The following is a 22,466-nucleotide window of genomic DNA, read 5'->3' as shown; positions in this document are numbered from 1 at the left end:
CGCATCCAGACATGAGACGGCGTCCCTATGAGCTCGATACGGCGGGAATCACATGACCGCTAGTCCCCAGTCCGCCGGCCCTTCGGCGCCCCGACGCGACCCGCGGTTGTCGCGGCAACCCATGCTGGCGGCCACCGTGGCACTCGTGGCGGGGCTTCTCGCTACGCTTGTGACCCTATGGGTCGTCCAGCAGGAACTTGCGCATGCCGCAGCGACGCGCTTCGAGCAGCGCACCACGCGTGTCACCGCGGTGCTTCAGCAGAAGCTCGCGGCCAGCGCCGCTGTGCTGAACGGCGCACGCGGGCTGTTGGGCGCCGTACCCGTGCCAGCGCCCGCGGCATGGCGCGACTATGTCAGGCGGCTCGATCTGGAAGGCGGCCGCTCGCCGGTGCGCGCGCTCGGCTACGCCGACGTGCACGGCCGCCCCTTCCCGGGCGCCACGGCCGAAGCGTCTGCTCCGCTCACGGCTACGCTCGTGGCCCCCGCCGCCGAAGACGCCCCGGCGCCCGCCCTGCCCAATACGCCGGACAGCCGCGTCGCCCTGTCGCGCGCGGTGGAATCGGCGCAAGTGGCGTTGACGGCGCCCGGCGCCGGGAAAGGTGCGCAGGACAGCGCCGCCGACGAGCGCCCGCCGCTGTGGCTCTATCTGGCGGTCTACGGCACGCCGGCCACGCCGGCTACGGCCACAGACCGGCAGGCTAACCTCGCCGGCATCCTGTTCGCCCAGCTCGATCCCGATCGCCTGTTCGACCCCGCCCGCTTCGGCGAGCGGGGCCTCGACCTGCAGGTGTACTCGGGCGAGTCGTCGACGCCGATCTTCGCGACCTCGAGCGGCGACGAGGAGAACACATCGTCCGCCAGCGCGCTGCATCGTTCTACCGTGCTGTCGTTCGGCGGCACGACCTTTACGCTCGCCTGGTCGGCGAGCGGCAGCGCGGCGTCGGCGGCCAACGCCAGCGTGGACGCCACGGTGGCCGTGGCCGGTGTGGTGGCTTCGCTCGTGCTCGCTGTGCTGGTCCTCGTGCTCGCGCGCCTGCACACGGACTCGCGCAAGGTGGCCGGCGAATCGCGCACCCAGTCGACGCTCAACGAGGCCCGCATGATGGGCATCATTCGATCGTCGATGGAGGCCATCATCACTATCGACGAATCGCAGCGCATAGTGATCTTCAATCCGGCCGCTGAGCGCGTGTTCGGTTGTTCCGCCATGGACGCCATCGGCGCCCCGCTCTCGCGCTTTCTGCCCGAGCGGTTCCGCGACGCCCATGCGCGGCACGTCGAGCAGTTCGGCGTGACAGGCGTCTCCGACCGTCAGATGGGCCGTCAGCGCGTGCTGTACGGCCTGCGCGCGAACGGCGAGGAATTCCCCATCGAAGCCTCGATCTCGCAGATCCGCGACGCCACCGGCAAGCTCTACACGGTCATGCTGCGCGACGTGACGGAGCGCGTACGCGCTGAAAACGATCTCAAGCAGTCGCGCGAGGAGTTGCGTGAACTCTCCGCGAACCTGCAAAACGTGCGCGAAGAAGAAAAGACCCGCATCGCGCGCGAACTGCACGATGATCTGGGCCAGCAGCTCACCGCCCTCAAGATGGATCTCTCGGCGCTGGAGCACATGGTGGGGCCGGATTCGGGCGCAAGCGCCGACGTGCTGGAACAACTGCGCAGCATGAGGCGCCTCATCGACGCCACGGTGGCCTCGGTGCGCCGCATCGCCGCCGACCTGCGGCCCGTCATGCTCGACGACCTGGGGCTGTTGCCCGCCATCGACTGGCTCGCGGGCGACTTCACGCACCGCTACGGCATCGAGGTGGACCGTCGCATCGCGCCCGGCGACACCCATTTCTCGCGCACCAGCGCGACCACGCTGTTTCGCATCGTCCAGGAAGCCCTCACCAATGTCGCCAAGCACGCCGAGGCCACACGCGTGGAACTCATGCTGCGCATGGAAGGCAACTACTGCGTGCTGCGCGTGAGCGACAACGGACGCGGCAGCCACCCCACCGGTGCCGACGGTGCCAACACCGCGGGCGGTACCCACTTTGCGAATGGGACGAACGGTCGCCCCGGCAAGTCGTTCGGTATCATCGGCATTCGCGAGCGCGCCCATATGCTGGGCGGCTCGGTCGCTATCGACACGGCCGACGGCAAGGGCTTCGCCCTCACCGTCACCTTCCCTCGCGAGGCCGTGCAACAGGAAGAGACACTTTCATGACCAAGGTACTGATCGCCGACGACCACACGCTGGTACGCGACGGGCTGCGTCATATCCTGCAGAACGCCAGCGGCTTCGAGGTGGCCGGCGAAGCATGGGACGGCGCCACGACGATTGCGCTCACGCGCTCCACCGAGGCGCAGGTGCTCGTGCTCGATCTTTCCATGCCGGGGCGCAACGGCGTCGAACTGATCCGGCAGATCAAGGACGAGAAGCCGAATCTGCGCATTCTCGTGCTCACCATGCATGCCGAGCAGCAATACGCGGTGCGTGCGTTCAAGGCCGGCGCATCCGGCTATCTCACGAAGGAAAGCGCGAGCACCGAGCTCGTTTCCGCGGTGACGAAGGTCGCGGCGGGCGGCGTCTACGTGAGCCTCGCCATGGCCGAACGTTTCGCGCAAAGCCTCAACGAACCCGCGGACACGCTGCCGCACCAGCGCCTTTCCGACCGCGAGTTCGACGTGTTCCGGCGCATCGCGGCGGGCCAGAGCATCTCCGAAATCGCGCAGGAGCTATGCGTGAGCGCGAAAACGGTGAGCACCTACAAGACGCGCATTCTCGAAAAGATGCAGATGCCGCACGAAGCTGCACTCGTGCGCTACGCCATGCGGCACAAGCTGTTCGACGACAACGACGAAGTCTGAGGAAAACTCGCGATTCGCTAAGCCATGACTTCGCGAATCGCGAGTTTTCGATATTCGCTCAATGCGCGCATTAACAGGCCGGATAACACGCCGGACCCGCGCGCAGATAGATACGCCATAAGACAAACGATAAAGCGTGCCTAAACGCTATCCCGCATGGGTAAAGCGCCAGGATAAAGGCACCGATAAAAGCGCTGATGAATAGCGCATGAAAAAGAGCCAGCCGAACGGCGTCATATCGCCGCATTCGAGGCCCCACGGGGCACACCGGCTGCCCGCCAAACGCCCCGCCCGCTGTAGGAATCGACCTACAGGCGTTCCTTCCGCCCTACTGAAAGTTCAACCGACGCCGATTTAAATTCCGTGGGGCGCAGACCATACTTGCATCCATGAAATCCGAACGGTCCACGAAGCTGAAAGTCTTCCTCGCGGAAGACTCGGTGCCGGTGAGGCGAAGAATCTCGCTCTCGCTCGGCAGGATCGACGGAGTGTGCGTGGTGGGAGAAGCGGAAGACGTGTCCGCCGCGCTCGAAGGCATTGCAGCATCCTGTCCGGATCTCGTGATCGCCGACCTGCGGCTCGCACAAGGCAACGGCCTCGAACTGATCGAAGCCGTCACCGCAGCGAACCAGCCCGTAGTCACGATGATGTTGACGAATCACGCAGGTCCGGCCATTCGCGAAGCAAGCCTCGCGGCGGGAGCGCAGTACTTCTTCGACAAGACAGCCGAATTCGAAGAAGCCCGCAGCGCCGTTGAAGCAATTGCCCGCACGCGCAGCACGCGTGCTGTCGCATAGGAGATGGACATGTATTCGAGTACCGCCTGTGACGTAGCTGTTCCGTCTGGCTCGCCGCACACCGCCTATCAGACGTTCCCGATCGCTCCTGTCGACGCACCGGTTGATACGCCCAAGCGCACTGTGGCGCGCTGCTCGACCTGCTCGATGCGCGCCATCTGCCTGCCGCCCAGCCTCACCACGGCGGAGCTGGAACGGCTCGACGCAATCATCTGCACTACGCGCAACGTGCGCCGCGGCGAAGCGCTGTATCGCGGCAACGACGCGTTCCAGAGCATCTACGCCGTGCGCGTCGGCTCGTTCAAGACCGTGGTGATCCATCGCGATGGCCGCGAGCAGGTGACGGGCTTCCAGATTGCCGGCGATGCGATGGGCCTCGACGGCGTCTACGCCGGCCGTCACAGCTGCGACGCCGTCGCGCTGGAAGACAGCCAGGTCTGCATCATTCCGTTCGGCCTGCTCGAAGTGGTGTGCCGCGAAGTGAAGTCGATGCAGCACCACGTGCACCAGATGATGAGCGGCGAGATCGTGCGCGAATCGGGTCTCATGATGCTGCTGGGCACGATGAGCGCCGAGCAACGCCTCGCCACGTTCCTGCTGAATCTGTCGAGCCGCTTCAAGTCGCGTGGCTACTCGGCTTCGGAATTCCACCTGCGCATGACGCGCGAAGAAATCGGCTGCTACCTGGGCATGAAGCTCGAAACGGTCAGCCGGATGTTCTCGAAGTTCCAGCGCGAGAAGCTGGTCGATACGCACGGCAAGCAGATCCGCATCACGAACATGGAAGGATTGGCGCGCGTGTGATGGCTGCACGCGGCAGTACACAGGATGTCTGTGGGTCGCGCATGACAAGGCGGCCGACGTTGAGGACGTAAGGTTAGCCGGCTCGCTCCGGCGAATGAGTGGGTGCAAGTGCCTCGAAAGAGGTGTGTGCTTTGACGGCGCAGCAATGCGCCGTCTTTTTTTTGGGCTTTTGATGGATTGGGCGTGGCGGTTCCGTATCGGCTCTGTCGTCACCGCACCACGAATCAATCCCCGTTCGCCGCCTGAAACCCGAGGTATTCGTGCAACGCGGGCAGGGCTTCGGGCGCGCCTGCTTTCGCATCGACCGAAACCAGCGTCTCGCGCGTGCCGCGGCGGTTGGAAATGAAGGTCCACGACGCCGCGCTCGCAGCGTCGCTCGCGACTTCGTCGTCGCGCATCGCCGCAGCGATTGCGTTCGCCATGGCCTCTCGCCCCGGCGCAATCACCACGAAGCCCTCGTTTGCCACCGCCGCCGTGCGCACGCCGAGTACATCGCAGAGTCTGCGTTTCGCCTCGACGTCGTGGATGTCGGCCGCGCGAAAGGCGTCGATGGTCGCCACCAGCGAGGCATTCGCGTAGCGCCCCTCGACTTCGAGCACCGGATGACGCTCGTCCCATGCCTCGGGCGGACACAGCTTGGCAGCCGGCTGAAGCTCGATGAACGGATTGATCTCCGCGGGATAAATGCGGCATACGCGCGGCCGTCGATCGTACGCGCCGCAGCGCAGGTCGGCTTGCAGATGCGGGCACGGCCCTTCGAACGCGGCCACGACCGTCACGATCACGCGCAACGGCAGCGTGCCGCTCATCGCCGGAAAGGAACGCCTCGACTTGTAGGCGGCGAGGCGATCGTCGGCGGCCGGCTCGACGGGCCAGGGGATGGCGTCGCAGAGCAGTTGCGTCTCTCCGCCGTCGCGCAGCCAGTCCGCCGCTTCCGCGAGGCTCAACGGTAGACGCAGATCCCGGCAGCAGCGGCCGCACATCGTGCAGGAGAAATGCGAGGGCATGGAAGGGTCCGTTGGGAAATGGCGGGCAGGCGGGCAGTCTCTGGCGCGAAGCCTACTACGTGCGACGCGATCGCGCCGCGAGCAGCGCACAACGCCGTGCCGGTGCCTTATTTGGCTTATTTGCCGGGTGCTGGTTGGTGTCGTCTGATGCTCTGCAGCACCAGCATCCGCCGCAGGAAAACTTCCGCCGCTTTCGGCGACCGTCACAGTGGCCGCCCGATGCGGCCTAAACTACGCGCATTCCGCCCGCCCACTATCCGAAGACGCATGCCCGCTCGATCAGACCGACGCGCAGCCGCGCCCGCCTCGTCCGCTGCCTCGCCCGCTGCCTCTGCTCCCGCCTCCTCTCCTGTCCTGGCTGACGCCCTGGAAGACCCCGCCCTGCTGCGCCGCCTGTTGCGCGCGAAAGACCGCATGGACGCCGCCTCGCACGAGGCCTGGCCCGTCAGGCGTCTGGCGCGGGTGAGCGGCGTCTCCGAGGCCCATTTCGCGCGCTCGTTCAAGCGCGCTTTCGGCGTGCCGCCGCACCGCTACCTGCTCACGCGCCGCATCGAGCAGGCCATCGCGCTGCTGCGCGACACCGAACTGGGCATCACCGAGATCGCCTTCGCCACGGGCTGGGAGAGTCTCGGCACGTTCGGGCGCGTTTTTCGCGACGTCACCGGCCAAAGCCCGGGCGCCCTGCGCGCCGCGAGCCGCGCCGCGCCGGCCGACACGCGCGACCTGGAGCGCATCCCCGCGTGCGTGCTGAAGGCGGCGCAGCGTCCCGACCTCACCATCGCAGTTTTGGAGAAGCGCCGCCGCGCGGCCGGCGCTACATTCGCGCCATCTACCCAGGAGGAGGAGGCGTCATGAATGAGGGCATCAACGTGGTGGGGCTCTACGTCGACAATCAGGACGAAGCGCTCGCGTTCTATGTCGACAAACTCGGATTCCGCGTTCACACGGACGTGAGCAACGGCCCGTACCGCTGGCTCACGGTGCAGCATCCGGACCAGCCGTCGTTCCAGCTCGGCCTGTTTCTGCCGGGGCCGCCCATCCACGACGCCGCCACCGCGCAAACCCTGCTCGCCATGGTGGCCAAGGGCGCCATGCCGCCGCTCGTCCTTTCCGTCGACGACTGCCGCGCGAGCTACGCCCGGCTCAAAGCCCGCGGCGTGGAGTTCACCCAGGAACCGGTGGACCGCTTCGGCAACGTGGACGCCGGCTTTCGCGACCCCGCCGGCAACGGCTGGAAGATGATCCAGGCGGCGAAAAACCCCGCCTGAGCGTACGCCGCGCACTCGCCGCACCGGGGCTGCATGAACGCGTGACGCGCCGCGGCGGAACATGGCTTGCTGCCTTCGCTGGCGTACCTGCACCACGGAGCAAGCCATGCACGCACGTCTCTCGCAGCCCGCGGCGCTGAGCGGCCCGGCGTCGCTCGTCGCGGCAGCCGTGCTGCTCGGCACGCTGTATGCCGGCAGTACGCTCGTCACACCGCTGTATCCGCTTTATCAGCGCGCATTCGGGCTGTCCGATCTGACCATCACGCTCGTCTACGCGACGTACGTGGTGGGCAATCTCGGCGCATTGCTCGCGTTGGGGCGCGTGTCCGACGCGGCCGGTCGACGCCCCGTCAGCCTGCTGGTGCTCGCCGTGGGCGGGGCGAGCGCGCTGCTGTTCCTCGTGGCCGTCCATCCCGCGCTGCTCTTCGTCGCGCGGGCCGCGAGCGGGCTCGCCATCGGCGTGGGCGCGGCGACGGCAACCGCGTGGATCGCCGACCTGCACGGCGGCAAAGACAAAGCCCCCGCGAGCCGGCTCGCCGCAGCCGTCAACCTGGTCGGCCTCGCGGGCGGCGTGGCGGCGGCGGGCCTGCTCGCGCAATTCGCGCCGTGGCCGCTGCGCACGGTGTACGTGGTCTACCTGCTGATCCTTTGCGTGACGGCCGTGCTCACGCTGCGCACGCGTGAGACCGTGGCGCCCGTTGCGAACCGCCGCCGGTCGCTGTCTTTCAGACCCCGCGTCGGCGTGCCGAGGCAAGCGCGCGCCGCCTTCGTCGCGCCCGCTGTCACCGCGTTCGCGACTTTCGCGCTGCTCGGCTTCTACGCCGCGTTGCTGCCCAACCTGCTCGCCGCCAGCATGCACGTGCACAGCCCGGCACTGAGCGGCGCCGTGGTGGCCGAACTGTTTGCCGTGGGCGCCGCGACCGTGGTTCTGACGCCCGCGCTCACGTCCCGCGCCACGATGATCACCGGCTTGTGGCTGCTGCCGCCCAGCCTCGCGCTGCTGTTGTGGGCGCAGGCAGCGGGATCGATCGCGGTGCTGATCGCCGCGACCGCGCTGTGCGGGATCGCGTCCGCCTTCGGATTTCGCGGCAGTCTCCAGGAGATCAACCGCATCGCGCCGCCGGAGCATCGGGCTGAACTGCTGTCGGCGTATCTGCTGTGCTGCTATGGCGGCAATTCGCTGCCGGCCGTGGGCGTGGCCGTGCTGTCGCGGTATGTCGGACACCTGTGGGCGGACGGGATATTTGCGGCGGTTTCGGTGGCGTTGGTCGGCGTGGCGCTGACAGTGACAAAGCGCGGGTGAGGCGCAGGCGGGGCGCAGGGGGACGCAGGCAAGGCGTGCGCGGCAGGCCGATGGCGAAACTGCGTAGAATCCCGATCCATCATGTTCGAGGCACAAGAAGAGACGATCGATGGACCCTGCGCAATCGCATTTGCCCTCGGGCACCGGCCGATACCAGACGGCGCTTGCCCTCTATTCGAGCGGCAACGTGCTCGAGGCGCTGACGGTGCTCGACCCCGTGCTCGAACCGGGCGTACCCGGAAGCGCTGAACGCGCGCAAGCGTTGAACCTGGCTGCGGCCTGCGCGCTGCGCCTCGATCGCAAGCTCGACGCCGAACGCTATTGGCGGATGGCCGTCGAGGCCGACCCGCACAACGCTCAGGCGCATTACAACCTGGGCGTGCTGCTGCATGGGCTCGACCGGTTCGCAGAGGCGCAGGCGTGCTACCGCGCAGCGCTGGCGGCACGTCCCGATTACCTCGACGCTCACCACAATCTGTGTACGTTGCTGAAGACGTGCGGCCAGTTGTCGGACGCCGAGGCCGCCTGCCGGCAGGCCCTTTCGCTGCATCGCGATCATCCGGTCCTGCTGTGCAGTCTCGGCACGGTGCTCGTCGAACAGGAGCGCCTGCAGGAAGCGGAATCGGCCTACCGGAAAGCGCTCGCGGTCGACCCGCGCTACGCCGACGCGCGATGCAAGCTCGGCGCGCTGCTGCTGAGCCTTGGCCGCTTCGAAGAAGGCTGGCCGCTGTTCGAAGCCCGCTCCGATGCCGCATTGACGGACCGAACCGCGGTGCCGCCCGGCGTCGCCTATCCGCAATGGCAGGGGCAATCGCTACAAGGCAAGGCCGTGCTCGTCTGGCAGGAGCAGGGCTTCGGCGACATGATCCAGTTCGGGCGGTATCTCTCGTTGCTCAAAGCGCGCGGCGCGGCGTGGATCACGCTGGCCTGCGCGCCGGCGTTGCGTCGATTGTTCGGCAACGTACCGGGCGTCGACGCGGTGGTCGACGGCCAGTCCGATCTCGCGCGTGCGCCGCACGACTACTGGACGTTGCCGCTCAGCATTGCGCACGTGGTGGGCACCACGCTCGATTCCATTCCGCCGGCGGCCTACCTGCACGCGGATGCGGAACTCGTCGAGAAATGGCGGCCTCGCGTTGCGCCGTTGAAGGGACTCAAAGTGGGCCTCGTCTGGAAAGGCCATGCAGGTCACGGCAACGATCGCAACCGGTCCTTGCCGTCGCTCGAGACGTTGAGGCCGTTGCTGAACGTGCCTGGCGTGAGCTTCGTGAGCTTGCAGAAGGGACAAGGGGAAGCCGAAGCGAGCGCGCTTCAGGGCGGCCCCTTCGTGCTCGATGTCGCGCCGGACATCACCGACTTCGCCGACAGCTCCGCACTGATCGCGCAGCTCGACTTGGTCATCAGCGTCGACACCGCGGTCGCGCATCTTGCCGGGTCGTTGGGCAAGCCGGGCTGGGTCATGCTTCCGGCGCTGGGGCTCGATTGGCGATGGGTACGTGGGCGAACCGATTCGCCCTGGTATCCGGGCACGATGCGGTTGTTTCGCCAAACGCAGCCGGGGCAGTGGGCACCCGTGGTAGAGCAGATCGCCGCGGCGTGCCGGGATGTCTCAGCGAAGTACGTGCCGGCGATTCATGCGCGAGGAGTTTGACTGGGGCTCGGGGCGATGCCAGGCGAGTTGAGGTTGTCGACCGCTGAGCCGTATGAGCCGTATGAGCCGTTGAACCGCTAAACCACCGTACCGCTGACCGAAGCAAGCCGCCCTCGCCCCCCTCACCTCACCACCAACACCGCCGCCCCCGACACTCTCCCCGCCCTCAAATCGTCCAGCGCCTGGTTCGCATCGGAGAGCGCGTACGGTGTCGTCTCGATCGCGAGCGGCACGGCGCCGGCGATGCGCATGAAAGCCTGTCCGTCTTCGCGCGTGAGATTCGCCACCGACACCACCCGCCGCTCGCCCCACAGGAACGCGTAGGGAAACGACGGGATGTCGCTCATGTGGATGCCGCCGCAGACTACCGTGCCGCCCTTCACCACCGCTTTGAGCGCGAGGGGCACGAGCGCGCCCACGGGCGCGAAGATGAGCGCGGCGTCGAGCGGCGCGGGCGGCGTCTCGTCGCTGCCGCCCGCCCATGCGGCCCCCAGGCGCCGCGCGAGCGACTGCGCAGCCGTGTCGCCGCTGCGCGTGAACGCATAGACTTCGCGGTCCTGATGGCGCGCCACCTGGGCCACGATATGCGCCGCCGCGCCGAAGCCGTAGATGCCGATGCGTCGCGCGTCGCCCGCCATGCTCAAGGTGCGGTAGCCGATCAGTCCCGCGCACAGGAGCGGCGCGGCCTCGATGTCGCTGTAACGCTCCGGCAAATGGAAGCAGTAGCGGCTGTCGGCGACGGTGCGCTCGGCATAGCCGCCGTCGAGCGTATAGCCCGTGAAGCGCGGGTCGTCGCAGAGATTCTCGCGGTGCGCGAGGCAATAGCGGCAATGTCCGCAGGTATGGCCGACCCACGGCACGCCTACGCGGTCGCCCACGGCGAAGCCCGTCACGTCCGCGCCCAACGCCGCTACGGTACCGACGATTTCATGGCCGGGAATGACGGGTCGCTTCGGCTCGGTGAGTTCGCCGTCGACGACGTGCAGGTCCGTGCGGCACACGCCGCACGCGTGTATGTCGATCAGCAGTTGCCCCGCTTCGGGCACCGGGTCCGGCAACGACATTTCCTTCAGATACGGTGCCGAGCCGTCGAACACCATTGCGCGCATGCTGACTCTCCTTCGCTGACCTGCATCAACTCCGCCCCCACCACCCGCTGCGACGATAAGCCGGATAGCGGCGTGAAACCCGCCCCTCTGCGGCGGCTTCGCATTCCGCTCATCACCCTACCAACCGAGGGAGGCCGCACGATGGACCATGTTACGCGTTCCGCCGCGTGGGATGTCGACGAACACCAGCTCGCGCCGTCGGCCGGCGTGGAAGAGAAATTGCGCTTCGCGCTGCGGTACGCGGTGCTCGCGCCCTCCAGCCACAACACGCAACCGTGGCGCTTCATCGTGGACGGCGACGCCGTGACGCTGTGCGCCGACCGTCTGCGCGCGCTGCCCGTGGTAGACCCGTTCGACCGCGAACTCATCATCAGTTGCGGCGCGGCGCTCTTCAATCTGCGCGTGGCGCTGCAGCGCTTCGGCCTGGCCTACGCGATCACGGTGTTTCCGTCGCATGCCGACCCCGACGTGCTGGCCCACGTGCGCATCGTGCCCGGCGGTCGTCGCGATGCGTCGCTCGACGCGCTCTTTCCCGCCATCGTGCAGCGCATGACCACGCGCGCCGCGTTCGTCGACGAACCGGTCCCGCCAGCCGCACAGCGTCGGCTGATCGAAGCGGGCGCGGCCGAAGGCGCGGACGTCGCGTGCATCGATGCCCCCGCGGACCGCGAGCGCATTGCCGAACTCATCGCCGACGCCGACCGCCTGCAATTCGCGGACGCGCGCTTTCGCCGCGAACTCGCGAGCTGGGTGCATCCGCGCCGCAGCGACGACGGCATGCCGGCCTACGCGGCGGGCGTGCCCGCGTTGCTCGATGTCGCGGCGCCACTCCTGACCTCCGTGATTCGCACCTTCGACGTGGGCGGCGGCATGGCCGCGGCGCATCATCGGCTCGTGGAAGGCTCGCCGCTTCTCGTGACCATTTCCACCGGCGCCGATAACGCCGAGGCCTGGCTCGCCACAGGCCAGGCGCTCGAACGCGTGCTGCTGACCGCGGTGGACGAAGGCTATACCGCGTCGTATCTGAACCAGCCCATCGAAACGCCCGAACTGCGCGAACGGCTGCGCGCGGCGATCGGCACGGCGTCCACGCCGCAGCTGTTGCTGCGCATCGGCCGCGGGCCCGATACGCCTCACGCGCCGCGGCGTCCGCTTGCCGACGTGGTGTCGTGAAGCGAGCCCACCACACACACGCTCACCGGCCACAACCGCCTTGACACGCATCAATGAGCGAACCCGTGTCCCTTTTAGACTGGACCTGGAATCAAGCGTCATCGAGGAGCGTGAGACATGAAGGCCACATACAAGAACAGGCGCGTTTGCGCGGCATTACTCGCGAGCCTTGCGGGTATGGCAGGTATGGCGGGACTGACCGCCAGCGGCGCGGCGTACGCACAGCAGACGAAGCGGATGGCCGAACCGACTGAGTTGATCGATCAGCAGCACTGCATGTTCTGCCACACGTCGGACTCGCCGTTTCTCGCGCCTTCGTTCCATCAGATCGCCGAGCGCTATCGCAAGGTGCCCGACGCCACGGTGATGCTCGAACAGAAGCTGCGCCTCGGCGGCCGCGCCCACTGGGGCGACACGCCGATGCCGCTGCCGCCCGAGCGCGGCGGGCCGCTTTCGCCTGAAGACGCCCATACGCTGATTCAATGGGTCATGACGCAGTAGGCGCACCGCATTGCACCGCACTGTGCGCCCCCACCGACCGGAGAGAACGCCATGCGCATCACCATCCATCTCGATACGTTCGACAGCACCGATCCCGCGGTCTACGCGATCCTCTGGCTCGACAACGAGGCGCGCAAGTGGTCGCGCGAAGGGCATGCCGGTATGCACCTTCCCGAGTGGGGCACGCTGGCCACGAGGGACGGTACGACGCGCATCGCAGACCCGGAAACGCAACGCGTGCTCTGCGAATTCGAAGGGCTGGATCTGGGCGCGTCGAGCGGTCCGTTCGAAGGCGAAACCGGGCGCGTACTGTGGCACCGGCATTCCCACCATCCGGCCGTGAACGGCCACTGGCACGTGCAATGCGTCGACGAGATGAAGACGCAGCCGGAAAGCGGCCTGTTCGCGGGGCCCATCTGATGGTCGCTACGGTCTGATTGTCGCTGCCTTGAGCGGCGTGTCGTTACATCAAGCAGCAGGCGGTGCATGAGACGGGGCCCAGCTCGTTCGCGTGCCCCTTCGCGTACCCGTTCCGTCGTGCGCCGTTGCGGCGCTACCTCTTTGCCGAGTCGTGCTCCAGTTGCTTCTCGGCTTCGTCGAAAGCCTGCCTGATTGCCGTGTTCGGATCGTCGCTCGTGCAATGACGCACGGGCTTCAGGTCGTGGGACGGCGTGATGAGATCGAGCCGCGCGTCGTAGCGCACACGATCGCCGTTCGCACGCATGAGTTCGATGGCGAGGTGGCAACCCGACAGCGCGCTCGCAAAGCGGAACAGACGCACGAGCTGGGCACCGGCCTCTGCTTCTATCTGTGCCGATCCAGCAAAGCCGAGATAGACGATCTGCATGCCGATTCCCATGGTTACCTCCCGCCATCCGATGCGGCGCTCTGTTGCTGCTCTCCAGGACCGTGACGGACTGCACCGAAACGGTTGAGCGTTGTAGACATCATTGCCGCTTATGCGCTTTTCCCGTTGATGTGTGTCAAGCGGGTGAATGCGCGCAGGCCATGCCCGCAGCGCGCCGCACGGGCAGACACGCACGCGGGCGCCAGCACGGTGCGCCCTTGACGACGATCAATCGCGCGCAACAGATGCCTCGTATCGTGGAATACGCTGCCGGCATCGGCGCCGGCCATGAACCCTGAACACCTCATGTTGAAGAAGCGCCGTAGTGCCACGTCCGCTGCGTCCAACGCGCGCGCGACGAGTTCTGTCGAGCCCTGCACCCTGCCGCCCGGGTTGCCCGCACGCGTGCGTCGGCTCGTGACGAGCCCTACCTATCTGCAAGCCGACGAAGATGCAGCCTTCCTGCAAAGCCCCGAAATGTGCGGCGTACGGCTGCAGCTCGACTACTGGAAGACCGAGCAGCGTCTGCAGCAACAGGCCATCGAACACACGGTCGTGGTGTATGGCAGCACGCGCATTGCGGCGCCGGCCGTCGCGCGTCGCCGGCTGGCCGAAGCGCGTGCGGCGGCATCGGCAGAACCGGACGACACCGACCACGCGCGCGCCGTGAAAATAGCCGAGCGGTTGCTGGCGCGCAGCCACTACTACGACGTGGCGCGCGAACTGGGCGAACTCGTGGGCAGCACGGCGGGCAGTTCGGTGCTACCGAGGCTCGCCATCATCACGGGCGGCGGTCCCGGCATCATGGAAGCCGCGAATCGCGGTGCCTTCGAGCAGCACGCGCCCAGCATCGGCCTCAACATCTCGCTGCCGAGAGAGCAGTACCCCAACCCCTACGTCACGCCCGACTTGTGCTTTCGCTTCCACTACTTCGCGATCCGCAAGCTGCATCTGCTGGAGCGCGCGAAGGCAGGCGTGTTTTTTCCGGGCGGTTACGGCACCTGCGACGAACTCTTCGAAGTGCTCACGCTGTTGCAGACCGGCAAGATCCGGCCGCTGCCCGTCGTGCTCGTGGGCGAAGCGTACTGGCGTAGCGTGGTCGACTTCGACTTCCTCGTGGACGAAGGCATGATCTCCGAAGCGGACACGAAGCTGTTCGTCTTCTGCGAAACGGCCGCCGACATCTGGGCCGCCATCGTGCGCTGGCACGAGGCGGTGACTTAAAGCGGCGGCATGCATGAAGCGCGCGGTTCACGCGATGTGTCCGTGCACACGCGCAGCGACACCCCAGGAAGCCTGCGATGAACCCGACACCATCACGGCCCGCGCCCGGCGCGACTTCAGCGGCAACGTGCCGTGTACCTGGCGCATCACTTCGGGCGCGTGCCGCCTGTTCCTGCGTCGCGTCGGGCTCGAAGCGAATGTTGCAGGTGCGCTCGAAAGCGGACGTCATGCGTTCGATGAAGACACCTGCGAAGTCCGTCCCGTTTGTAGGGAAATGCTGAAGGCGTCGGCGATCCCCTACGCGAAGTTCAGCGCGGTCTGATTTCGCCGACGCACGTGCTGTCCGATACTGGGTTCATGGAAAGAACGTTTTCGCCGCACCGCCCCCAACGCCCCGCGCACCATTGACGTTGCCCGGCGTTCCCTACGCGGCCAAGGAGACCTGCCATGTCCTACGGAATGTCCGTTGCCCGCTACGAAAACGCCGGCGCTGTCTATCCCGAACCCGAACGCCGGGGTACGCAACACGCTACCCCGCCCCGCACGCAGGAGCGCACACAGACCTCGCGCGCCGACGTCTGCGCCGAAGCCGACGCGCTGCTCGCGCTCGCGCGCGAAGCGGGCATGCTCGTCACGCTCGACGGTCAGATTGGCCGCGAGAAGTATCAGAGCGTGGCGGGATCGGTGGCGTCATTGCAGCGGTTCGCGGCTGCGCTGCGCGACATGTTCGGGGAGCAGGCGGCGGCGTGAAGGTGAGCGGGCAACGCGCTCTGCCCGCCCGTTTCGCGTGAGCGATCGCGCCACGAAAGTGCCATAAAAAAGGCATCAAAATGCGTGCGGCATGTTTCGCACACCGCCGCGCTCAATGCCTCACCATGCCGCATCCCGATTCGACCATCCCGGCTAACCCTGACTGATCCACGTCAAACGCCACCCCGGTTTCGCATGACCTAATGAGACGTCTCCCTACCTGGAGTACCTCTCATGAAACCCCTGGCTCGTCACCTGCACGGCACACCGCCTGCCGCGGCCCCCGTGCCACCCGTCTCTTCCAGTACGGCCTCTCCTCAACGTCTCAAGCTCGGTCTGCTGACCGCGCTCGTCGTGGGTTCGATGATCGGCAGCGGCGTGTTCTCGCTGCCTCAAAACATGGCCTCCGGCGCGGGCGCGGGCGCCGTGCTGATCGGCTGGCTCATTACCGGCGCCGGCATGCTGATGCTCGCCTTCGTCTACCAGACGCTCGCGCTGCGCAAGCCGCAACTCGACAACGGCATCTACGCCTACGCGCGCGCCAGTGCCGGCGACTTCGTCGGCTTCAACTCCGCGTGGGGCTACTGGGTCAGCGCGTGGATAGGCAACGTCGGCTACCTCGTCATCGTGTTCGGCACGCTCGGCTACTTCTTTCCGATCTTCGGCGAAGGCAATACGAGTGCGGCGATCGTGGGCGCGTCGGTCGCGTTGTGGATCATGCACTTCGTGATCCTGCGCGGCGTGCGCAGCGCAGCGGTGCTCAACGCCGTCACCACCGTCACGAAGATCGTGCCGCTCGTGCTCTTCATCGCCATTGCGGCGGCGGCGTTTCACGCGCAGCAGTTTTCCACGGGCTTCTGGGGCAACCCGAAGCTGCCCGGCGTGCTCGATCAGGTGAAGAGCACGATGCTCATCACCGTGTGGGTGTTCATCGGCATCGAAGGCGCCAGCGTGTATTCGGCGCGCGCGCAGCAGCGCTCGGACGTCGGCCGCGCAACCGTGCTGGGTTTTGTGGTCGTGCTGGCGCTGCTGATGGGCGTGTCGCTGCTCTCGCTCGGCATCGTCTCGCAGCCCGAGCTTGCGGGCATGAAGAACCCGTCGATGGCCGGCGTGCTTCAGAAGGTGGTGGGCACCTGGGGCGCAGTGCTCGTGAACATCGGTCTGCTGGTTTCGGTGGGCGGCGCGCTGCTCGCCTGGACGTTGCTGGCCGCCGAAACGCTCTTCACGCCTGCAGGCGGCGGCGTGATGCCCGCGTTCCTCAAGCGCGAGAACGAGCACGGCGTGCCCGCGAACGCGCTGTGGGTCACCAACGGGCTCGTGCAGCTGTTCCTCATCGTCACGCTGGTTTCCAACGCGACGTATCTCGCGCTGATTTCGCTCGCCACGTCGATGATCCTCGTGCCGTATCTGTTCTCCGCCGTCTACGCGGCGCTCATCGCGGTGAAGGGCGAGGGCTACACCGCGGGCGAAAGCGCCCGGTATCGCGACATCGGCATCGGCGCGCTCGCCGTGGTGTATTGCTGCTGGCTGCTCTACGCGGCCGGCCTCAAGTACCTGCTGCTGAGCGCGCTGCTCTACGCGCCGGGCGTGGTGCTCTATGCGTGGGCCAAGCGCGAGCAGAAGGCGCGCATCTTCCAGCCGTTCGAAGCGGTGATTCTGGCCGCAATCGTCGGCCTCGCCATCGCCGCCGCGTGGCTGCTCGCCACCGGCCGCCTCAGTCTGTAATACGGAGAACACATCGTGATATCTGGCGTCTATTCCGAAACCGGACGACTGCGCAAAGTGATCGTGTGCCGTCCGGGTCTTGCCCAGGCCCGGCTCACGCCGGCCAACTGCCGCGACCTGCTGTTCGACGACGTGCTGTGGGTTACCCAGGCGAAGAACGATCACTACGCATTCGTGAGTGCGATGCAGGAGCGCGGCGTCGAAGTGTTCGACACGCACGACCTGCTCGCCGACGTGGTACGCAACCCCGAGGCGCGCGAATGGATTCTGTCGCGCAAGCTCGCCCCCGGGCAGATGGATGGCGAACTCGCCGCGCAGCTGCGCCCGTGGCTCGACGAAATGAAGGCCGACGAACTGGCCACGCGCCTGATCGGCGGCATCGTGAAGGCCGAGTTGCCGTTCCGCCCCACGGGCATCACCGCAGAGTGCCTGGACCATGCGGGCTTCGTGGTGCCGCCGCTGCCCAATGCGCTCTTCACGCGCGACAACAGCTGCTGGATCAACGACGGCGTCGTGCTCGGCTCCATGTACTGGCCCGCACGGCGGCAGGAAACGCTGCTCACCACCGCGATCTACCGCTTTCATCCGCTCTTCGAAGGCGGCCCGCGGGTCTGGTGGGGCGACCCCGACGTGGACCACGGCGGCGCCACGATAGAAGGCGGCGACGTGATGCCGCTCTCGCGCGAAGTGGTGGCCATCGGCATGGGTGAGCGCAGCTCGCCGCAAGGCGTCGCGCAACTCGCGCGCGCCCTCTTCGCCCAGCAAGGCGTGAAGCGTGTGATCGCGGCGCAGCTGCCGCGCTCGCGCGGCGCGATGCATCTGGACACCGTGTTCACGTTCTGCGACCACGACCTCGTCACGATCTTCCCGGAAGTGGTGAACAGCATCCATACCATCAGCCTGCGTCCCGGCGACCGCGAAGGCGAACTGGACGTGCGCGCCGAAACGGCACCGTTCCTCGACGTGGTGGCGAGCGCCATCGGCGTGCCGAAGCTGCGCACCGTCGCCACAGGCGGCGACGAATGGGAAGCCGAGCGCGAGCAATGGGACGACGGCAACAACGTGATCGCGCTCGCACCGGGCGTGGTGGTGGCCTACAACCGCAACGTCTACACCAACACGCTGCTGCGCAAGGCCGGCGTGGAAGTCATCACCATTCCGAGCGGCGAGCTGGGCCGCGGACGCGGCGGCGGCCACTGCATGACCTGCCCCATCGAGCGCGACCCCGTCTGATTTCTCGCGGCCGGCGCACACCGCACCTTCGTTGCGGACACCACGTGCGCCGGTCCGTTCAAGACGCGCGCCTTACCAGAATCAACAGGCTCAACAGGATCAAGGAACCCGACATCATGGCATTCAACCTTCGCAATCGAAGCCTGCTCAACATGCAGGACTTCAGCCCCCGCGACATCCGTTTTCTGCTCGACCTCGCCGCCGAACTGAAGCGCGCGAAATACGCCGGCAACGAAGTGCCGCGCCTGAACGGCAAGAACATCGCCCTCATCTTCGAGAAGACCTCCACGCGCACGCGCTGCGCGTTCGAGGTGGCCGTGCACGACCAGGGCGGTCACGTCACCTACATCGATTCGGCGGGCTCGCAACTGGGCCGCAAGGAATCGCTGAAAGACACGGCGCGCGTGCTGGGGCGCTTATACGACGGCATCGAATACCGCGGCTTTCATCAGACTGCCGTGGAAGACCTCGCGCAGTATTCGCACGTGCCGGTGTGGAACGGCCTCACCGACGAATTCCACCCCACCCAGGTGCTGGCCGATCTGCTCACCATGGAAGAGTTCGGCGAACGGCCGCTGGACACGATGTCGTTCTGCTATCTGGGCGACGCCCGCTTCAACATGGGCAACTCGCTCTTGATCGGCGGCGTGCAGATGGGCATGGACGTACGCATTGCCGCGCCGCGCGCCCTGTGGCCCGAAGAGCATCTCGTCGCCCAGATGCGCGAGCTGGCGCAAACCACGGGCGCACGCGTGCAACTGCTCGAAGATCCCGCCGAGGCCGTCAAGGGTACGGACTTCGTCTATACGGACGTGTGGGTGTCGATGGGCGAGCCCGTCGATGCCTGGGGCGAGCGCATCGCGCTGCTCAAGCCGTATCAGGTGAACGCGGCGCTCATGCGCGCCACCGGCAAGCCGCGTGCGCGCTTCATGCACTGCCTGCCGTCGTATCACAACCTCGAGACGGAAACGGCACGCCAGGTCCACGAAAAGTACGGCCTCACCGAACTCGAAGTGACCGACGAAGTGTTCGAGTCCGAAGCCTCCATCGTGTTTTCGCAGGCGGAAAACCGCATGCATACGATCAAGGCCGTGCTCGTCGCCACCCTGGCCTAGCACCGCATCCAGCACCGCGCCGACGTGCCGCGCGAATGTGCGGCGCGAAGGCGCGGAGCGCACACGCCCAGCAAGGAATCGTCATGCGAATTCTCGTCGCCCTTGGCGGCAACGCGCTGCTCAAACGCTCGGAGCCGCTCACCATTCCGAACCAGATCGCCAACACGCGGCGCGCGGCGGCGCAGATCGCGAAGCTCGCCGCCGGCAATCAGCTGGTGGTCGCGCATGGCAACGGGCCGCAGGTCGGCATGCTGGCGCTGCAGTCCGCGGCGGGCGGCAGCGCCTCGGCCACGCCGCTCGACGTGCTCGATGCCGAGTCCGAAGGCATGATCGGCTATCTGCTCGAACAGGAACTGGCGAACGCGCTGCCACGCGAGCGCGCCGTCGCCACGCTGCTCACGCGCGTGGAAGTGGACCCCGAAGACCCGGCGTTCGGCCACCCCACCAAACCGATCGGCCCCGTGTATCCGAAAGACGACGCCGAGCGGCTCGCCATTCGCAACCGCTGGTCCATTGCGCCCGACGGCGCGGGCTTCCGGCGCGTGGTGGCGTCGCCGAAGCCGCAGCGCATCGTGGAGATCGACCCCATCCGCTGGCTGCTCGCGCACGACACGGTGGTGATCGCCGCCGGCGGCGGCGGCATTCCCGTGGCCGCGACGCCGGACGGCAAAGGGCTCACGGGCGTGGAAGCCGTGATCGACAAGGACCTGTGCAGCAGCCTGCTCGCCCAACAGCTCGAAGCCGACCTGCTGCTGATCGCCACCGACGTGGACGCCGTCTACCTCGACTGGCGCACGCCGCGCGAACGCGCGCTGCGCGAGGTCGCGGCGTCGGAGCTGCGCAAGATGCCGTTTGCGGCGGGATCGATGGGACCGAAGGTGGAAGCCGCCTGCGCGTTCGCCACGCAGACGGGGCGCCCCGCGGTGATCGGCGCACTGGACCGCATCGAAGACATGGCGAAGGGGACGGCCGGCACGCGCGTGACGGGGTGACGTTCGGATCGGATGCGGGGCCCGGGGCACCGCATCCTACCTGCATCACATCGCGCATCACATCACGCTTCCCATCGCGCCGCACCCTCACGTACGGTGCTTTTCCTCGAAGTGCGACTGCCGGCCGGTTAAGAGCCACAGCTCCGATAGAAAGCCCGAAGCCGCTTCCAGCAGATCGTCGAACGCGACGATGCCGATCAGTTCGTCCGCATCGCCCAGCACCGGCATGCGCCGAATGCCGTGCAGCCGCATGCGGCGCAGCAATTGCCACTCGTCTTCCCATTCGTATGCCGACACGACGGGCGTAGACATCATCTCGCTCACGAAGAGCTTCGCCGGATCGACCTCTTTAGCGACGACCGAAAGCACGATGTCGCGGTCGGTGATCACACCGAGCGGCATGCGGCCCGACGCCGACTCCTCCACCACGACGAGGTCGCCCACGTGATGATTGCGCATGAGCCGCGCCGCTTCGAGCACCGTGGTGTCCTGACGGCACGTCACGACATCGCGAGTACAGATGGTTGCTGCATTCACTTCACGCCTCCTGAATACGTTTTGTGCGCTTGATGCAGGGGGTTTCGTCCGACCTGTCCGGCAACGCCGGTGCCGTTTTTATACGGCTTTTCATGTGAACTTCTGTGCAGCCCGAGGCGCTGCCATGCTTTCGTGTGCGTGCACACATATGGGTTGAGTTCCATCAACAACCACCGCGGCTCGCTTCGTAAATTGAAGTCATCGCGACGTCTTCCACGCATCCCGGGCCTGCCGCCATGCGGCGTCGCTTACTCGAGGAGAGCAACATGGTTGCCGGTGTTCTGCTATGGATTGCCCTTGCGGCATTCGTCCCCTACGTCCTCACGCCCGGTGTCGAACATGCCGTTCGACACGACGGCCAACCCGCGGCTTCCTCGCCGCAGGCTGCGCCGGCCCATTCGCCCGCCGATGCAGCGCCTGCTGCGTTGCCTTCCGCGTTGCCTGCCGCCTCGTCGGCCACGTCTTCTACCGCAACCCGCTTGCCCGCTCCCGGGCGCAACGCGGGCTGACGCGATTCGTGCGAAGCGCGCGGCGCCCGCCGCGCGCTCACATGTCGAACGCGTTCGCCATCTTCAGTTCGATCCACGTCATTCCTTCGCGCAGGCCCTCCAGCACCGCCTCGCGCTCGCTCACGAACGTGCGGGCGTGACGGAAGCGGTGCTCGAACAGCTTGTCGCCGGCGCGCTCGTGGGTGACGCAGATGTCGCAAACGTAGCCGTGTGAACCGGCCGCGCCATGCGCCCCGGGCGCGGCGCACGGCGCCGGCGCGGTTTCCACCGCCACGGACCAGTGCCCTTCGTGTACGTTGCCGAGGATGGTCATGATCGGCCTCCGCGGCACGCGCGCCGTCGCGCCGCCGTACAAGACCCGCATGTCATGTCGATGCGCTGCACGGCCCGTCACTCCACGACGAGGTTATCGATCACGGCACGCACGCCCGGCGCGGACCACGCCGCGCCGCGAGCGACCTGCCGCTCCGCGTACGACCCCACCTTGCCCGAGAGCGTCACCGTGCCGTCCTGCACCTTGATCTGGATGTGCTTTGTCTCGCGTTCCGCGTGCCGCTGCATCGCCCTGGCAATGTTCGTACCGATGTCTTCGGAGTCCACGTCGCCGCGCACGTCGATGCGGTTCGACACGCCCGTGACGCCGCGCATCTGCGAAACCGCGCGATTCGCGATGTGGCTCTGATACGCCCACTCCACCTCGCCGCTCAACGTGACCCAGCCCTTCTCGACCTGCACCTTCACGTCGTCCTCGCGCAGGCCCACGGTCCAGCGCAGCACGGAACGCACAGCGTTGGCGATGTCTTCGTCGGTGCGCACGTCGTCGTTCGGCAGACGCACGTGCATTTCCACCACCACGGCCTTCACGCCCGCCACGCGATGCGCCGCCTTTTCGGCCGCCACCTTCTCCGCGTAGCTCGACGGATGCCCCGAGAGCGTCACGATGCGGTCCGACACCTCCACGCCGATATCCGTCGCCTTCACGGCCGGGTCCCACTCCAGTTCGTCTTCCACGTCCTGCTTCAATTGCGCGTCCGTCTTCATTGCCTTCTCCTCGCCGTCGCT

The 22,466-nt window shown here is 66.8% G+C and carries 25 protein-coding genes; 19 read left to right on the top strand and 6 right to left on the bottom strand.

Annotated features, from left to right (window positions below; genetic code table 11):
• Positions 1–52: 52 nt before the first annotated feature.
• The 4 genes from U0042_RS08510 to fnr all read left to right on the top strand — a co-directional run bounded on the left by U0042_RS08510 (position 53) and on the right by fnr (position 4,460).
• A complete protein-coding gene (locus U0042_RS08510) occupies positions 53–2,215 on the top strand; it encodes a PAS domain S-box protein (protein ID WP_114810571.1) in 2,163 nt (720 codons plus the stop codon).
• On the top strand, positions 2,212–2,859 hold the full coding sequence (locus U0042_RS08505) for a response regulator transcription factor (RefSeq protein WP_114810570.1): 648 nt from the start codon (positions 2,212–2,214) through the stop codon (positions 2,857–2,859). Before U0042_RS08510 ends, U0042_RS08505 begins: the two co-directional genes overlap by 4 nt.
• A gap of 389 nt (positions 2,860–3,248) precedes the next feature.
• Positions 3,249–3,656, top strand: coding sequence for a response regulator (locus U0042_RS08500; protein WP_114810569.1), 408 nt, complete (start codon positions 3,249–3,251; stop codon positions 3,654–3,656).
• A 9-nt stretch (positions 3,657–3,665) separates the two neighbouring features.
• Positions 3,666–4,460 (top strand): fumarate/nitrate reduction transcriptional regulator Fnr, encoded by a 795-nt coding sequence (gene fnr, locus U0042_RS08495; RefSeq protein ID WP_114810714.1) that lies wholly within the window; start codon positions 3,666–3,668, stop codon positions 4,458–4,460.
• Between the two features lie 224 nt (positions 4,461–4,684).
• Here fnr and U0042_RS08490 read toward each other — a convergent pair whose 3' ends face one another.
• The gene (locus U0042_RS08490) at positions 4,685–5,467 is read right to left on the bottom strand and encodes a YkgJ family cysteine cluster protein (protein WP_232833330.1); all 783 of its coding nucleotides are present in this window, start codon (positions 5,465–5,467) and stop codon (positions 4,685–4,687) included.
• Positions 5,468–5,881: 414 nt separating this feature from the next.
• Between U0042_RS08490 and U0042_RS08485 the strand changes: the two genes are divergently transcribed.
• From U0042_RS08485 to U0042_RS08470, 4 genes are all read left to right on the top strand, one after another.
• Complete coding sequence (locus U0042_RS08485) at positions 5,882–6,322, top strand: helix-turn-helix transcriptional regulator (protein WP_232833329.1); 441 nt, start codon at positions 5,882–5,884, stop codon at positions 6,320–6,322.
• A complete protein-coding gene (locus U0042_RS08480; protein WP_114810568.1) occupies positions 6,319–6,735 on the top strand; it encodes a VOC family protein in 417 nt (138 codons plus the stop codon). The genes U0042_RS08485 and U0042_RS08480 overlap by 4 nt, the downstream gene beginning before the upstream one ends.
• A 106-nt stretch (positions 6,736–6,841) precedes the next feature.
• Complete coding sequence (locus U0042_RS08475; protein ID WP_114810567.1) at positions 6,842–8,038, top strand: MFS transporter; 1,197 nt, start codon at positions 6,842–6,844, stop codon at positions 8,036–8,038.
• A 109-nt stretch (positions 8,039–8,147) separates the two neighbouring features.
• The gene (locus tag U0042_RS08470; protein ID WP_114810566.1) at positions 8,148–9,689 is read left to right on the top strand and encodes a tetratricopeptide repeat protein; all 1,542 of its coding nucleotides are present in this window, start codon (positions 8,148–8,150) and stop codon (positions 9,687–9,689) included.
• Between the two features lie 122 nt (positions 9,690–9,811).
• Here U0042_RS08470 and U0042_RS08465 read toward each other — a convergent pair whose 3' ends face one another.
• The gene (locus tag U0042_RS08465; RefSeq protein WP_114810565.1) at positions 9,812–10,798 is read right to left on the bottom strand and encodes a zinc-dependent alcohol dehydrogenase family protein; all 987 of its coding nucleotides are present in this window, start codon (positions 10,796–10,798) and stop codon (positions 9,812–9,814) included.
• 141 nt (positions 10,799–10,939) lie between these two features.
• Between U0042_RS08465 and U0042_RS08460 the strand changes: the two genes are divergently transcribed.
• The 3 genes from U0042_RS08460 (at position 10,940) to U0042_RS08450 (ending at position 12,892) form a co-directional block, all read left to right on the top strand.
• Entirely contained in the window at positions 10,940–11,971 is a 1,032-nt protein-coding gene (locus U0042_RS08460; protein ID WP_114810564.1) for an Acg family FMN-binding oxidoreductase, read from the top strand.
• A 117-nt stretch (positions 11,972–12,088) separates the two neighbouring features.
• A complete protein-coding gene (locus tag U0042_RS08455; protein WP_114810563.1) occupies positions 12,089–12,472 on the top strand; it encodes a c-type cytochrome in 384 nt (127 codons plus the stop codon).
• A gap of 51 nt (positions 12,473–12,523) precedes the next feature.
• Positions 12,524–12,892: a DUF3564 domain-containing protein gene (locus U0042_RS08450; protein WP_114810562.1), complete on the top strand. Its 369-nt coding sequence runs from the start codon at positions 12,524–12,526 to the stop codon at positions 12,890–12,892.
• Positions 12,893–13,025: 133 nt separating this feature from the next.
• Here the strand turns inward: U0042_RS08450 and U0042_RS08445 are convergent, their stop codons facing one another.
• Positions 13,026–13,331, bottom strand: a complete 306-nt coding sequence (locus tag U0042_RS08445; RefSeq protein ID WP_114810561.1) for an HPF/RaiA family ribosome-associated protein — start codon at positions 13,329–13,331, stop codon at positions 13,026–13,028.
• A 276-nt stretch (positions 13,332–13,607) separates the two neighbouring features.
• Between U0042_RS08445 and U0042_RS08440 the strand changes: the two genes are divergently transcribed.
• From U0042_RS08440 to arcC, 7 genes are all read left to right on the top strand, one after another.
• The gene (locus tag U0042_RS08440; protein WP_198665276.1) at positions 13,608–14,543 is read left to right on the top strand and encodes a TIGR00730 family Rossman fold protein; all 936 of its coding nucleotides are present in this window, start codon (positions 13,608–13,610) and stop codon (positions 14,541–14,543) included.
• A 13-nt stretch (positions 14,544–14,556) separates the two neighbouring features.
• On the top strand, positions 14,557–14,865 hold the full coding sequence (locus tag U0042_RS08435) for a hypothetical protein (RefSeq protein ID WP_114810559.1): 309 nt from the start codon (positions 14,557–14,559) through the stop codon (positions 14,863–14,865).
• 125 nt (positions 14,866–14,990) lie between these two features.
• The gene (locus U0042_RS08430) at positions 14,991–15,293 is read left to right on the top strand and encodes a hypothetical protein (protein ID WP_157977808.1); all 303 of its coding nucleotides are present in this window, start codon (positions 14,991–14,993) and stop codon (positions 15,291–15,293) included.
• A 234-nt stretch (positions 15,294–15,527) separates the two neighbouring features.
• The gene (gene arcD, locus U0042_RS08425; RefSeq protein ID WP_114810557.1) at positions 15,528–17,018 is read left to right on the top strand and encodes an arginine-ornithine antiporter; all 1,491 of its coding nucleotides are present in this window, start codon (positions 15,528–15,530) and stop codon (positions 17,016–17,018) included.
• A 15-nt stretch (positions 17,019–17,033) separates the two neighbouring features.
• On the top strand, positions 17,034–18,251 hold the full coding sequence (locus U0042_RS08420; RefSeq protein ID WP_114810556.1) for an arginine deiminase: 1,218 nt from the start codon (positions 17,034–17,036) through the stop codon (positions 18,249–18,251).
• 116 nt (positions 18,252–18,367) lie between these two features.
• Entirely contained in the window at positions 18,368–19,366 is a 999-nt protein-coding gene (argF, locus tag U0042_RS08415; RefSeq protein WP_114810555.1) for an ornithine carbamoyltransferase, read from the top strand.
• Positions 19,367–19,449: 83 nt separating this feature from the next.
• Entirely contained in the window at positions 19,450–20,358 is a 909-nt protein-coding gene (gene arcC, locus U0042_RS08410) for a carbamate kinase (protein WP_114810554.1), read from the top strand.
• Positions 20,359–20,445: 87 nt separating this feature from the next.
• Here the strand turns inward: arcC and U0042_RS08405 are convergent, their stop codons facing one another.
• A complete protein-coding gene (locus U0042_RS08405) occupies positions 20,446–20,895 on the bottom strand; it encodes a CBS domain-containing protein (RefSeq protein WP_114810553.1) in 450 nt (149 codons plus the stop codon).
• Between the two features lie 266 nt (positions 20,896–21,161).
• On the opposite strand from U0042_RS08405, the gene U0042_RS08400 reads away from it, so the two are divergent.
• Positions 21,162–21,404, top strand: a complete 243-nt coding sequence (locus U0042_RS08400; protein ID WP_114810711.1) for a hypothetical protein — start codon at positions 21,162–21,164, stop codon at positions 21,402–21,404.
• Between the two features lie 37 nt (positions 21,405–21,441).
• Here the strand turns inward: U0042_RS08400 and U0042_RS08395 are convergent, their stop codons facing one another.
• Positions 21,442–21,717, bottom strand: a complete 276-nt coding sequence (locus U0042_RS08395) for a UDP-glucose 4-epimerase (RefSeq protein WP_114810710.1) — start codon at positions 21,715–21,717, stop codon at positions 21,442–21,444.
• A 77-nt stretch (positions 21,718–21,794) separates the two neighbouring features.
• Positions 21,795–22,445 carry a BON domain-containing protein gene (locus tag U0042_RS08390; RefSeq protein WP_114810552.1) on the bottom strand — a complete coding sequence of 217 codons (651 nt, stop codon included), beginning with the start codon at positions 22,443–22,445 and terminating at the stop codon, positions 21,795–21,797.
• Positions 22,446–22,466: the final 21 nt, after the last annotated feature.

This window comes from Paraburkholderia kururiensis (assembly GCF_034424375.1).
Lineage (GTDB): Bacteria > Pseudomonadota > Gammaproteobacteria > Burkholderiales > Burkholderiaceae > Paraburkholderia > Paraburkholderia kururiensis_A.
Note: the sequence above shows the minus strand (reverse complement) of the source record. Positions and strands in the feature narration are given on the sequence as shown.